This is a genomic window from Arthrobacter sp. P4_H3 (genome assembly GCF_056400885.1).
The window spans coordinates 58,821-72,293 of sequence record NZ_JBFUKK010000001.1; the positions used below are offsets into that span (position 1 = coordinate 58,821).

Below are 13,473 nucleotides of genomic sequence, written 5' to 3' on the forward strand. Positions count from 1 at the left end.
TCCCATGCTTCAAGTCGCGAACCCCACGCCGTTCAGCACCGCACAGATCCACGAGACAGTTCAGGAGATCCTCGCCGCGGGCGTCCTTCCGCCCATTGTCCAGGCCGGCCATCCCGTGCTCCGGCAGCAGGCGGCCGTCTTCGACGGCCAGCTGGACAGCTCTGAACTCACGGCGCTGATCGCACTGATGCGTGAGGTGATGCACGACGCACCCGGTGTCGGCCTCGCGGCACCGCAACTGGGGATCCCCCTGCAGCTTGCGGTCCTCGAGGACCAGTACGACGTCGACGCCGAAACTTCCGCCGTCCGCGGCCGGTCACCGCTGGCGTTCTTCGCGGTCATCAACCCGTCGTACCGCGCGGCGGGCACGGGCAGCGCGGCGTTTTACGAAGGCTGCCTCTCACTCCAGGGCCTGCAGGCCGTGGTGCCTCGCCACGAGTCCGTGCGCCTCGATTTCACCGACCCGGCCGGAACGGCCCGGCAGCAGGAGCTCTCCGGCTGGCAGGCACGGATCGTGCAGCACGAGACCGACCACCTGCAGGGAATCCTGTACATCGACCGGGCGGAATTGCGCTCACTCAGCAACAACGCCGAATACGCCGCCCGCTGGGCGCATCCGGATATCGGCCTGGCCCGGCAGGAATTGGGCTTCCTGCCGGGCGCCGCCACGGGCTAGCCGGGCGCCCCCGGGTTCGCCTTGGTGGGCAGGTAGCGGGCCCACCACCGCAGGATCTCCTCGAAGCGCTGCTTCCGGTGGTGCGGGGTGCCCGACCGGGAAAGCTCGTGGTTTTCCCCCGGGAACACGAGGAATGCGGCGTCCACACCCTGCTGCTTCAGCGCGGTGAAGTAACGCTGGCCCTGTTCCACCGGGCAACGGAGGTCCTCTTCGCTGTGGATCACCAGCGAGGGCGTGCGCACGTTCCGGACCGTGGCCATGGGGCTTTGGGCTGCCATCTGCTCCGCTGAGCTGCCGGTGTACTCGCCGCCGAAGAACCAGCCGATATCGGAGGAGCCGACGAAACTGACGGGATCCAGGAAGCCGCGCTCCACGATGGCCGCCCTGAAACGGTGGTCCTGACTGATGGTCCACGCCGTGAGGTAGCCTCCGTAGGAGCCTCCCATGATGCCGAGGGCACCGCCGTCGAGTTCCTGGAACTTTGCCAGGGCACCGTCGAGGAAGGACAGGACGTCCTGCATGTCCACGGTCCCCATCTTCTCCTTGATGGACCGCCCGTGTGCCTGGCCGTAGCCGGCGGAGCCCCGGGGGTTGCACATCAGTACCGCGTAGCCGGCGGCGGCATAGACCTGGGCCTCATCGAACAGGGCTGCCGTGTACTGCGAGAAGGGTCCGCCGTGGATGTTGAGCAGGACGGGGTGCGGGCCTTTCCCGGGCGGCAGCACCAGCCAGCCGTGGACCGGATACCCGTCCGCGGCATCGAAGGTCAGCTCCTGGGGCTCGATGATTTCGGCCTGAAGCCGGAGTTCCGCCGAGAAATCGGTCAACAGCCTCAGCTGGCCGTCCTCCAGCGCGGCCAGGTCCCCGGCGGTAGCTGCATCGGCGAAGCTGACGAACGTGGCACCGGCGGCCGACGCGGCACCGGTGACAACCCGGTCTCCGTGCACCAGCAGCGAGTGGTTCCCCGTCGCTCCGAACTCCAGCAGCTCCACAGTGCCCTGGGCGTTGTTCAGCAGCAGCACGGAATCGGGGCCGCGCAGCTCGAGGCCGGCCGCGGAACCGGAAACGTCCATGCTTTCCACGTCGCTTAGAACAATGGCGTCGCCACCGTCCACAGGCATCACGTAGAGGGCGGTGTTCCGCGCCACGAAGTCCTGGCCTGATTCGCCAAGCTCCTGGGCCGTGAAGAACAGCCACTTGCCGTTCCTGGACTGGCGTGCCGCCCCGACAGTCTGGCGGCCGCAATTGGCAGCCTTGACGTGTTCGGGCTCTCCGCCCGCGACGGCCACTCGGTACACGCCGGTCTCAAGGTCCAGGTCGCGGCCCTCATGAAGCGCGGCCACGAAGTACACGAACCGGCCGTCCATGCTGAACGATTCACCGCTGTGGTCCGTCGCGGCAAACGTGAGCTGCCGTGCCGACGGAAGCAGGGCTTCGGCGGCCAGCGTGTCGGTCTCGGTTTCTGCTGCCCCACTCTTGGCGGATGCCTTGAGAGCACTGAGCTTGAGTGCCCTGAGCGCGCGGCCCGCGGGCGCCACCCGCGGTTCGTCGTCCAGCTCGGGCACGTCCACGACGTACAGCTGGAGAGGTTTGTCGGCCGTGTAGCCGACGCCGTTCATCCTGTATTGGTAGTCGGTGATGAGCCGCGCATCCTCGGCCCCGGCGGACACGCCGTCAAGCGTGCCGTAGCGGCCGTCGTCGGGCGTCCTGGCGCCGAAGACAATGCTGTGCGAATCGGGAGACCACGCAAAAGACGAGACGCCGAGTTTGGCGTTTGTCAGGACCTGCGGTTCGCCGCCCGCGGCCTCCACAACATAAAGCTGCGGTTTGCCGTCGGCAGTTGCGCGGAGAAAAGCCAGCACCAGCCCGTCGGGTGAGAATGCCGGGGCCGTGTCGCGGAATCCGCGGGTCAGCCGGCGTGGCAGCTTTTCCGGGTCCAGCGGCACCGTCCACAACTGCCCCACATAAGTGTCGGCGTCGAAGTCAGGACGGAGGACCGAGACCACCGCCCGGCTACCGTCCGGATGGACGGCCGGGGCGGAAACGGACTTCAGCAGGGGCAGATGTTCTGGTTTCACGATTGTGAGCCTAACCGCTCGCGCACAGCCTGTGAAATAACTCACTTGTCCCGCGGGGATCCCGGGGTACTGCAGCGGGAGGCCCGCCGCCATGCCGGCCCTAGGATGGGATCTATGCTCCCCGACGCTGTCCGCTCCCTGCTGTGCCCCGTCTGCCGGAACGGCCTGATGCCGGGCGGCGACCACCGGCTGGCCTGCCCCGGGGGTCACAGCTTTGACGCGGCCAGGCAGGGTTACTTCAATTTCCTGGTGGGCAAGGGAACAGTCTTCGAGGCCGATACTGCCGCCATGGTGGCTGCCCGGTTCGATTTTCTGTCCCGGGGACACTACCAGCCCCTTGCCGACGGGATCGCCGAGTTTGCGGCGCCCGCGTTGCAGGGGCCGGAGGCCGCGGTGCTCGACGCCGGTACGGGAACCGGACATTACCTGCAGAGGCTGTTGGCGGTGGTTCCCGCGTCCGCCATCGGACTGGATATTTCCAAGTTCGCGCTGCGCCGCGCGGCCCGGCTGAATCCCGGCGCCATCAACCTTGTCAGCGACGTCTGGCAGCCGCTTCCCGTCAGGGACGACGCCGTCGACGTCGTCACGGTGGTCTTCGCGCCACGGAATGCGGCGGAGTTCGCCAGGGTGCTCCGCCCCGGCGGGCGGCTGATCGTGGTGACGCCGCGGACCGGGCACCTTGCCGAGGTTGCGGGGCAGACCGGCATGCTCGGCATCGAGCCTGCCAAGGAGGAGCGGCTGGCCGCTTCCCTCGACGCACACTTTGAGTCCCGCTCGGTCCGGGAGCTCGATCTGGAGCTGCGGCTTGAGCCCGCCGACGTCGGCAACCTGGCCCTGATGGGGCCGGCCGGCCACCACCTGGACCGTTCCGCGCTGGACGCCATCGTCGCCGGCCTGCCGCCGGTCACGTCGGTTTCCGCGCGGTTCCGAATCAGTGTGTTTGAACCCCGAAAGCAGCCGTCCGCATAACGACTTGGCTACTTTCGGAACGTGCCTGACAGCCCCCTCCTGCGCCCCTCGGCTTCGGTCTAGGATGGAAGGACAGTTACTGAGGGCCTGCTGCCGCAGCTCCGGGGACGAAGGGGGAACGCATGTTTGAATGGCTTGGCGAGAACTGGTGGGCATTGTGGCTCACTGTATTCCTGGCGTTTGCAGTGGTGGAGATGCTGACCCTGGACCTCTTTTTCATCATGCTCGGAGGCGGCGCGCTCGCCGGGCTGCTGGCTGATTTCGCCGGCGCCGATTTCTGGCTGCAGATCGTGGTCTTCTGTGTGGTTTCGCTCCTGATGGTCGTCTTCGTCCGACCCGTTGCGCTGAAGCACCTGAAGAAGGGGCCCGCGGAGCAGCGGACCAACATCGACCGCCTGATTGGCGAATCCGCCCTTGTTATGGAGACCGTCAGCACGTCCTCCGGCCTGGTCAAGATCGGCGGTGACGTCTGGAGCGCCCGCTCGGAGCAGGGTGTGCTGAACGCCGGACAGCGCGTGGTGGTTTCGGCGATCGAAGGCGCAACCGCCGTAGTGGCGCCACAGCCCGAAACAGCCGTGCAGTAAGTCCAGCAACAATCAATTTTCCGGCAGCCGCCACCGGCACCGGGCGCGCGGCGGGACACCGCCGCAAAACATGGCAAGACCACAAACTGGGGAATAGGTGATGTATGGATATCGCAGTCGCAATTGTGCTGCTGGTTCTCGTTGCGTTCGTAATTATCGTGCTGGTACGTTCGGTGCGGATCGTCCCGCAGGCCCGTGCCGGCGTCGTGGAGCGGCTCGGGAAGTACCAGCGGACGCTGCTGCCCGGCCTTACCATCCTGATCCCGTTCGTTGACCGGCTCCTGCCCCTTCTGGACCTTCGCGAGCAGGTGGTCTCGTTCCCGCCGCAGCCCGTCATCACCGAGGACAACCTCGTCGTCTCGATCGACACGGTGGTGTACTTCCAGGTCACTGACGCCAGGGCAGCCACCTACGAGATTGCCAATTACATCCAGGCAGTTGAACAGCTGACCACCACCACGCTCCGAAACGTCGTCGGCGGGCTGAACCTCGAAGAGGCCCTGACCTCCCGCGACCAGATCAACGGCCAGCTCCGAGGCGTACTGGACGAAGCAACGGGCCGCTGGGGCATCCGCGTCTCCCGCGTGGAGCTGAAGGCCATCGATCCGCCCCACTCCATCCAGGACTCGATGGAGAAGCAGATGCGCGCAGAGCGGGACCGCCGCGCTGCCATCCTCACCGCCGAGGGCACCAAGCAGTCGGCCATCCTCACTGCGGAGGGCCAGCGTCAGTCCTCGATCCTTAAAGCCGAAGGTGACGCCAAGGCAGCGATTCTCCGGGCTGACGGTGAAGCCCAGGCAATCCAGAAGGTGTTCGACGCCATCCATAAGGGCAACCCGGACCAGAAGCTCCTGGCCTACCAGTACCTGCAGACGCTTCCGAAGCTGGCCGAGGGTTCCTCCAACAAGCTCTGGATCATCCCGAGCGAGGTCGGTGAGGCCCTGAAGGGCATCGGCAACGCCCTGGGCGGAACCAATCCGGATCCCCGCACAGGTGGCCTGTTCGACGGCGACAAGGACTCCAAGCCGGCACAAGCCCCGCCGAGCGATTCGAAGCAGCCGCTGTAGGACTGCACGGCTCAGCGACCGGCAGGGGAGGTGTCCGCTTTGCGGGCGCCTCCCCTGCTTTTGACCGCTTTTGCCCCCGGCTTTACGCGCCGGGAATCTAGCCCGTATAATGGGATATTTGTCCGGGTGGTTCAGACCGACTGGAACATTAAGGCTTAGCAAAGCGTTGCATCTATTGATGCAGGGCAATGCAAACAGTAGTCCGTGGCGTGAGCTGCCCCGGCTAGCGCGGAGCCTGACTCCGTGAACCGACCAAAGGGAGAAATCATGAGCGATCGCAGCCTCCGGGGCATGCGTCTTGGCGCACAGAGCATGGAGACCGAATCCGGTGTTGAGCCGGCTCCACGCCAGCGGGTTGAGTACCGTTGCGAGGACGGCGAGCAGGTCTTCGTAACCTTCTCCTCCGAAGCCGAGATTCCCCCGGTATGGGTTTCGAAGACCGGCAAGGAAGCCTTGCTTGTTGACGGCGAACGCCCCATCAACAGCAACGAGAAAGCAGTGCGCACGCACTGGGACATGCTCCTGGAACGCCGCTCGCTGCCCGAGCTCGAGCAGATCCTCGAAGACCGTCTGACCATTCTGCGCGAACGGCGCGGCGAACGGCGCTCGGCTTAGTCCGAAAGCGCCGGCGGCACGTGCCGGCCTAACGGCCACGTGCCCGTCTGATACCGCAAAGGGCCGGGCCCGTAACCTCAATTCGAGGTTACGGGCCCGGCCCTTGCTGCTTCTGCCTAGGACGCGGCTGATCCCCGGCGCGTGAGCTTGTTCCAGCGGGCGGTGAGCCCCCACTTGGTGACGTTGATCATGGCTTCCAGCACGATGTTCCCGCTCATTTTGGAGGCTCCGAGTTCGCGCTCCACGAAAGTGATGGGGCGCTCCACAATTTTCAGGCCCATCTTTGCCACCCGCCAGGCGAGGTCCACCTGGAATCCGTAGCCCACGGAGTCCACCTGGTCGAGGTTGATCTTCTCCAGGGTTGTGCGGCGGAAGGCGCGGTAGCCGCCGGTGACATCCTTGATCCTGATACCCAGCATGATCCGGGCGTACGTGCTGCCGATCCGTGAGATTGCCTGCCGGTACAGCGGCCAGTTAACCACGCTGCCGCCGGGAACCCAGCGCGAGCCCATGGCCAGGTCTGCGCCCTCCTCAACGGCGTCCAGGAGCTGCTGCAGCTGCTCCGGCTTGTGTGAACCGTCGGCATCCATTTCCACCAGGACGTCGTATCCGGCTTCCAGGCCCCATTTGAAACCGGCGATGTAGGCGGCTCCCAGTCCGGCTTTGCCTTCGCGGTGCAGCACGTGCACCTGGCTGTCCTGTGCAGCGATGCCGTCCACCAGCTGTCCGGTTCCGTCCGGGCTGTTGTCGTCCACCACCAGCACATCGGAAGCCGGGACGGCTGCACGCAGGCGTGCGAGTGTCTTGGGCAACGATTCGAGCTCGTTGAAGGTGGGGATGATGGTGAGGACACGCACAGCGAGGCCCTTTCCTTGATGGGAGCGGTCAACGCGCCATGAAGCTGAGCATGGGTGCCGGCTTTAAGGCGCAAGTCACCATTATAGGGAGTTCAGGCCTGCCGGGCGCGTCACACAGGCAAGCCGCGGGCAGGTCCACCTGCCTCGGGCCAGTTTCAGTCAGATGCGATGTGCACCGGCGGAACTGTTTTCTGCTGCGAAGTGGACCTGCCCCTGGGACTACCACGGCCTGGACCACCAGCCGGGCCGGGCTGGGCAACCCGCTGGAGAGTGACGTGGCCAGACGGAGTCCCTTGAAGGTGGATTCCGTCCGTTGCCACAATCGTACGGACAGCCTCAACAGTGTCAACCCGCGTTTGACGTGCGGTTTTAGCCATCACCGCAGGTCAGGAGCATACGGCGCGCCGGTGGCTTTCCGGACTATGACCGCAGGGAGCCGTTTGTGAACAGCTCCTGCCCATCGCGGACGGTCAGCAGGCAGACAGGATCGCTTCCCGTGTCCAGCGCCGGGAGCAGGGGGGTGCGGGCCCGGGGATCCGTACTCCAGGACTGCACCCGTCCGTCCGCAACCTGGACCATGAGCTCCTCCACCTCCCAGACCGCAAAGCTGGCGGGCGCTCCCGGCACCAGCTGGCCCGCCATCGGATTGCTGTACTTGGCTGCGCGCCAGCCGGCCCTGGTGTGGCCGAGGAACGCGGCCCGCGCCGAGATGCGCTGGTCCGGGTTGCTGTGCTCGAGGCAGGCACGCACGCTCGCCCACGGGTTCAGCGGTGTCACGGGGCTGTCGCTGCCAAAGCAGATAGGGACGCCTGCGGCGTAGACGGAGGCGAAGGCGTTCATCGCACGCTCCCGGTGCCCCAGCCGTTCCTGGTACAGGCGCCCCGGGCCGCCCCAGGCTGCGTCGAATACGGGCTGCATACTGACTGTCACCGAGTACTTGGCCAGCCGGCCAATGGCATCGGCATCGGCCATTTCAACATGTTCGAACCGGTGCCCGGCTGCCCTGACCCGCTGCTCTCCCACTTCCGCTGCTGCCCGGTCCAGCGCATCCAGGGCTGCGTCGAGTCCGGCGTCGCCGATGATGTGGAACCCGGCCTGGATTCCCAGCTCCGAACAAGCAGCCAGGTGGGCCGCCGCTTCGTCCACGGACAGGTAGAGGCTGCCACGCTCCCCCGGGGCGTCGCTGTAGTCCTCCCTCAGGGCCGCGGTGCGCGAGCCTATGGACCCGTCAATGTTCAGGTCGCCCGCCAGGCCCCGCACGCTGGTTCCAAGGCCGTCGAGGATGCTCCTGGCGTGGTCCGCGGACCCGGCCAGCTGGCCCCAGTACGGAAGGACCTCCGGCACGGGCTTCCCGGAAGGGTGCTGGCTGTTCCACCCTGCTGCGATCCGCAGGTCGGTGGTGCTGCCGATGTGCGGTGCCGCCATCTCGGCCACGGCCACGTATCCGTTTGCCGCCGATTCAGCCAGGGCGCGGCCCTGGTAGCTTCGCAGCACGCTGTCCGGCAGCTGCCTCGCGGCAAGCCTCGCCGACGTGTGCGCATGCCGTTTGACCTGGCCGCCGGACGAGAAGCCGTCCAGGCCTGCCAGGCCTGCCGCTTCGGCCAGTGAGGACGACACGAGGGCGGAGTGGGCGTCCACGCGCGAAAGATACACCCGCCTGCCGCCGGAGGCACGCTCCAGTTCCTCGCGGCCGGGCAGGACCTGGTCATCCCAGCGGCTTTCGTCCCAGCCATGGCCGAGGACGGTGGCACCGGCGTCCGCACCGGCAACGGCGGCGGCCACCGCGTCCAGGATTCCGGCCGCTGAACGCACGCCGCCCAGTTGCAGCGCGTCCAAGGCAATGCCCGTTTCGGTCAGGTGGACGTGTGAATCAACAAAACCGGGCGCCACCAGGGCGCCGTGCAGGTCGATGACCTCCATGGACGCATCGGCGATCGACGTTGCCGCCTGCTCCGAACCGACCCAGGCCACGGTGTCCCCGTCCACCAGCATGGCGGTGGCAAACGGGTCGGCAGCGGTATAGACCGAACCGTTGCGGTACAGCGTCACTTTGCGTTCTCCGGCCGGCAGGTCCGCCCGTGCATCAGTCATGTTGTGTGGTGCTCCTAAGCAGCCTTGAAGGTTATGGATGGTGCTGGGTGTGCAGTGCTTCGCGGGACCGGCGTGCGGTCACACCACCGTGGAGTATGCCACCACGCCGCGGCGCACCAGGATGATGGCCTCCGAGCACAGCCGTGAAAGCCGGGGATCCAGGCCCGGGATCTTCGCCAGCTGGTCGAGGAGGTCAATGACCTGTTTGACCCACCGGACAAAGTCGCCCGCTGCGAGGTCTGTCCCGCTAAGGACTTCCTGGAGGTGCCGGCCCTTGGCCCACTTGAAAATCGGCCAGACGAGTCCGAGTTCCGGCTCCCCGGTCAACGGCAGTTTGTTGTCCTCCTCGGCGTCTTCCAGGACGGACCACTCACGGACGACAATGTCGACGGCGGTCTCAAGCGACACGCTCGGCATCCTCGGCCGCAGCCCGCGTTCTTCCCGCTTGGCCTGGTAGACCAGCACGCTCGCGAGTGCGGCGACTTCCGTGGCGTCGAGGTCGCTGAATGCGCCCTGCCGGAGGGACTGGGAGATGAGGAGGTCCTTTTCACCGTAAATCCGGCGCAACTTCTGGCCGTCGGCGTTGATGGTCACCTTTCCCGATTCCGAGGTTTCGAGGTAGCCGTAGCTGGAGAGGAGATCGCAGACCCTGTCGAATGTCTTGGCGATGGTGTTGGTCCGCCCCTGGATCTCGCGGACCAGTCCGTCGGTTTCGCGGCGCAGCTTCCACCAGCGCTCGGACCAGCGGGCGTGGTCCTCCCGTTCGCTGCAGCCGTGGCAGGGATGGGACCGCAGCGCCATCCGCAGTTCGGTGATCTTCTTTTCCAGGTCCGGCAAGGCTGCGGACCGGCCGAAATCCGTGTTCCGGTTGCTGGGCGGGGACGGCGGCCGGTTTTCCCGGATCGCGTTCCGGACCGAGGACGCCAGGTCCTTGCGTGACTTGGGCACCTTCGCGTTAAACGACTTCGGTATCCGGACCCTGGTGACCGGGGTGATGGGCCCTTCGAGGTCCTGGATACCAAGCCTGCGCAACTGGTTGTCGAGGGTCAGCACGGCAGGCCGCGGCTCGCGTGAGTTGTGGTCGGACCCCAGCACGACGGCGAAGCCAGGCGCCCTGCCCGTCGGCACGTCCACAACGTCCCCCGGCAGCAACCTGCTCAGTGAGTCCTCGGTAATGGACTTGCGCGCCCGTGAGGTGCTCCGGGACGCAAGGTTTTCCGCGTCCGAGAGTTCCCGCCGCAGCCGTGAGTACTCGGTGAAGTCGCCAAGGTGGCACGTCATGGATTTCTGGAAACCGGCCAGGGATTCCTCCCTGCTGCGGACCTGCCTGGCAATGCCGACCACGGAGCGGTCGGCCTGGAACTGGGCAAAGGAGGATTCGAGGATTTCCCGGGCACGCGGCCTGCCGAACTGGGCCAGCAGGTTGATGCTCATGTTGTATGTGGGGCGGAAGCTGGAGTTCAACGGGTAGGTCCGCCGTGAAGCCAGGCCAGCCACGGCGGTCGGGTCGGTTCCCGGCTGCCACAGGACAACTGCGTGGCCCTCCACATCGATGCCGCGGCGGCCTGCCCGGCCCGTGAGCTGGGTGTACTCGCCGGCGGTGATGCCGACGTGGGCTTCTCCGTTGAACTTGTCCAGCTTTTCGAGCACCACCGACCGTGCCGGCATGTTGACGCCCAGCGCCAGGGTTTCGGTCGCGAACACGGCCTTGACCAGGCCTTCGACAAAGAGTTTCTCCACGACTTCCTTGAACGTGGGTAGCATCCCGGCGTGGTGGGCAGCCAGGCCCCGCAGGAGGCCATCCCGCCAGCTCCAGAAGCCGAGGACGTCAAGATCATCTGACGGAATGTCCTGGGCCGCTTCGTCAACACGGCGGGCGATGACCTGTTGTTCCCGTTCCGTGGTCAGCCATAATCCGGCCGAGACGCACTGTGCCACTGCTGCGTCGCAACCGGCCCGGGAAAAGATGAACGTGATGGACGGCAGGAGGTCCTGCCTGTCCAGGCTGGCGATGACCTGCGGGCGGCTGGCCTTGCGGACGGGGCTCTGCTGGCCTCCCTGGGCGCCGCGGGTGTCCCCGCCGCGCTGGCCCTGCTGGCGGCGCTGGCTGCGTCCGCCGTGCCCGAAGCGTGCCCGCGAATTCATCTGGCTTTCGGTGCGCGCCATTGCCAGGAGGTCGGGGTTCACCTCGAAGCCCCGTTCCAGTGCAATGTTGACCTTTTCCGCCGTCGCGGCGGGATCCGCTTCCCCGGCCGGTGCAATTTCGTCAAAGGTCGTTTCGCCGGCGAAAAGGTCGACGATTTCGCGGCCCACCATGACATGCTGCCAGAGCGGGACCGGACGGTGCTCGGACACGATCACGTCCGTGTGGCCACGGACCGTGTCCAGCCAGGCACCGAATTCCTCGGCGTTGGAAACGGTGGCGCTCAGGGACGCCACCTGGACTTCGCTGGGCAGGTGGATGATCACTTCTTCCCAGACCGCGCCGCGGAACCGGTCCGCGAGGTAATGGACTTCATCCATGACCACGAAGCCAAGGTCGTCCAGGGTGTCCGAATCCGCGTAGAGCATGTTCCGCAGGACCTCGGTTGTCATCACGACCACCGGGGCATCGCCGTTGATGCTGGTGTCCCCCGTGAGGAGGCCCACGTTCTCCGGGCCGTACTTGCCGGCCAGCTCCGAGTACTTCTGGTTGCTCAGGGCCTTGATGGGGGTCGTGTAGAAGGCTTTGAGGCCCCGCTCGAGGGCCAGGTAGATAGCGAACTCCCCCACGATGGTCTTCCCGGCTCCGGTGGGCGCCGCGACCAGGACTCCCTTCCCCTGCTGCAGGGAGCTGCAGGCCCGGCGCTGGAAATCGTCAAGTTCGAAATCCAGCGTCCGGACGAAAGCGCCGAGGTAAGTGTTTGCTTCTGCGGTCCGTTCGGCACTGGCCCGATAAAGCTCGGACGGCGACTGTGGCCCGGTTGTGGAGGACATACTTCCAGCCTAGTGGGCTTGGGACTACAGTTTCCCCAGTTCGGAGCCGGGCGTTGCGACGTCGGCGGTCGCTTCAGTTTCGGCGGCGATCTTCGCGGCCTTCCGGTCCCGGCGCCGGTCATTGAAGATACAGAGTCCGATGGCGGCGAAAAAGAGTGCAAGCAGCGGGCCTGCGAGCAGGAACATGGACAGGGCATCCGCACCCGGCGCAGCGACGGCGGCAAGCACGAACACGAGGAAGACCGTGATGCGCCAGGCCTTCAGGATGGTTTCACCCCTGATGATGCCGGCCATGTTGACCCCCACCAGGACCACCGGAACCAGGAAGGCGAGGCCAAGGAACAGGACCATGCGGGTGACGAAATCGACGTAGTCGCGGGCATCGATGAGGTTGGAAAACCCTGCAGGGGTGAACTGCGTCAGGGCCCGCACCACCTGCGGCGTCACCATCCATCCCACCCACACCCCGGCAAGGAACAGCGGCACGGCTGCGGCCATGTAGCCGAGCGTGTAGTGCCGCTCCTTCTTGGTGAGCCCGGGAGTGATGAAGGCCCACAGCTGGTAGATCCAGATGGGGCTTGAGATGACGGCGCCGATCAGGAGCGACAGCTGCAGTTTGAAGTCAAACGGCGAGGCGATGCTCGAGAAGTTGACTGAAGACGTACCGCCGGTGTGCTCGGCGATCCGGTCGACAGGTTCCTTGAGGGCGCTCAATACGGGGTCGTAGAGGATCCAGCCACCGATCCCGCCAATGACAAGGCCAATGGCTGACTTAATGAGCCGGTTCTTGAGCTCCTTAAGGTGGTCCATCAGGGCCATCCGACCCTCGGGGTTGGATTTACGGCCCTTCGTCAGTGCCACTTCAGGTCAAACGCGGTTCGACGGCGGAACGTCGGTGCCGTCTGCACTGCCCGTGCCGCTGGTTGAGTCACCGTTCTGCGGCCTGGACTGCGGGTGGTTGACGATCTTGCCCTCGACCGGGTCCGTGCCTTCCTTGGTCTCGGGTTTGCCGTCGTTCTTCATTTCCTTGACCTCGGACTTGATGATCCGCATGGACTGGCCGAGGCTGCGGGCCATGGCCGGAAGTTTGGGCGCGGCAAAAAGCAGCAGAGCCACGATGATAATAATCACGATGGGCCAAGGGCCCTCAAAGAGTCGTCCCACTGGAAGTCCTTTCCTCGAAATACATCCTACGTCTAACTGAATTCGATGTCGCGCAGCGCCTGTGGCTGGCCACGGTCCGCTTTGCGCTGAACGCGCCGCCGGCGGCGCTCTTCCCTGCGGGAGGATTTGGACGTGAGGTAATCATGTCTCATCTGCATCGGCGAGGCAAAAACTGCAGAACCTGGCACTGCCCGCCGCCCTTCCGGGGCCGTCCCCGGCTGCGGGGCCGGGTCGGTGATATCGGCGAGGGGTGCCCCGAACCGCTCGCCGGCAGCGCCCAGGTCCTTCATCGTGGCCATGAACTGGCGGAAAAGCCTGATCCCCAACAGCACATAAAAGAGCAGGGAAACGGCTACGAGCGCTATCCAAATCAGGATCCAGGACCACCAAGGCATG

At 65.7% G+C, this 13,473-nt stretch carries 12 protein-coding genes; 5 read left to right on the top strand and 7 right to left on the bottom strand.

Annotated elements, in window-relative coordinates:
* Window positions 1-4: 4 nt before the first annotated feature.
* A complete protein-coding gene (locus AC1DRE_RS00290) occupies window positions 5-676 on the top strand; it encodes a peptide deformylase (RefSeq protein ID WP_476982832.1) in 672 nt (223 codons plus the stop codon).
* On the opposite strand, the gene AC1DRE_RS00295 is transcribed toward AC1DRE_RS00290, so the two are convergent.
* Entirely contained in the window at window positions 673-2,754 is a 2,082-nt protein-coding gene (locus AC1DRE_RS00295) for a S9 family peptidase (RefSeq protein WP_476982833.1), read from the bottom strand. The two genes, AC1DRE_RS00290 and AC1DRE_RS00295, sit on opposite strands and share 4 nt — an antisense overlap.
* A gap of 114 nt (window positions 2,755-2,868) precedes the next feature.
* On the opposite strand from AC1DRE_RS00295, the gene AC1DRE_RS00300 reads away from it, so the two are divergent.
* The 4 genes from AC1DRE_RS00300 to AC1DRE_RS00315 all read left to right on the top strand — a co-directional run bounded on the left by AC1DRE_RS00300 (window position 2,869) and on the right by AC1DRE_RS00315 (window position 5,989).
* Complete coding sequence (locus tag AC1DRE_RS00300) at window positions 2,869-3,723, top strand: methyltransferase domain-containing protein (RefSeq protein ID WP_476982834.1); 855 nt, start codon at window positions 2,869-2,871, stop codon at window positions 3,721-3,723.
* 122 nt (window positions 3,724-3,845) lie between these two features.
* Complete coding sequence (locus AC1DRE_RS00305) at window positions 3,846-4,307, top strand: NfeD family protein (protein WP_104174289.1); 462 nt, start codon at window positions 3,846-3,848, stop codon at window positions 4,305-4,307.
* 104 nt (window positions 4,308-4,411) lie between these two features.
* A complete protein-coding gene (locus AC1DRE_RS00310; protein WP_476982835.1) occupies window positions 4,412-5,374 on the top strand; it encodes an SPFH domain-containing protein in 963 nt (320 codons plus the stop codon).
* Between the two features lie 267 nt (window positions 5,375-5,641).
* A complete protein-coding gene (locus AC1DRE_RS00315) occupies window positions 5,642-5,989 on the top strand; it encodes an RNA polymerase-binding protein RbpA (protein WP_011692034.1) in 348 nt (115 codons plus the stop codon).
* Between the two features lie 116 nt (window positions 5,990-6,105).
* Here the strand turns inward: AC1DRE_RS00315 and AC1DRE_RS00320 are convergent, their stop codons facing one another.
* The 6 genes from AC1DRE_RS00320 to AC1DRE_RS00345 form a co-directional block, all read right to left on the bottom strand.
* The gene (locus AC1DRE_RS00320; protein ID WP_476982836.1) at window positions 6,106-6,846 is read right to left on the bottom strand and encodes a polyprenol monophosphomannose synthase; all 741 of its coding nucleotides are present in this window, start codon (window positions 6,844-6,846) and stop codon (window positions 6,106-6,108) included.
* Between the two features lie 420 nt (window positions 6,847-7,266).
* Window positions 7,267-8,937, bottom strand: coding sequence for an amidohydrolase (locus AC1DRE_RS00325; RefSeq protein WP_476982837.1), 1,671 nt, complete (start codon window positions 8,935-8,937; stop codon window positions 7,267-7,269).
* A 78-nt stretch (window positions 8,938-9,015) separates the two neighbouring features.
* Window positions 9,016-11,913: a DEAD/DEAH box helicase gene (locus AC1DRE_RS00330; protein ID WP_476982838.1), complete on the bottom strand. Its 2,898-nt coding sequence runs from the start codon at window positions 11,911-11,913 to the stop codon at window positions 9,016-9,018.
* A 24-nt stretch (window positions 11,914-11,937) separates the two neighbouring features.
* Window positions 11,938-12,732, bottom strand: a complete 795-nt coding sequence (gene tatC, locus AC1DRE_RS00335; RefSeq protein ID WP_104174284.1) for a twin-arginine translocase subunit TatC — start codon at window positions 12,730-12,732, stop codon at window positions 11,938-11,940.
* Between the two features lie 48 nt (window positions 12,733-12,780).
* Window positions 12,781-13,077, bottom strand: a complete 297-nt coding sequence (gene tatA, locus AC1DRE_RS00340) for a Sec-independent protein translocase subunit TatA (protein ID WP_476982839.1) — start codon at window positions 13,075-13,077, stop codon at window positions 12,781-12,783.
* Window positions 13,078-13,109: 32 nt separating this feature from the next.
* Window positions 13,110-13,472 carry a hypothetical protein gene (locus AC1DRE_RS00345; RefSeq protein WP_476982840.1) on the bottom strand — a complete coding sequence of 121 codons (363 nt, stop codon included), beginning with the start codon at window positions 13,470-13,472 and terminating at the stop codon, window positions 13,110-13,112.
* Between the last annotated feature and the right edge of the window lies 1 nt (window position 13,473).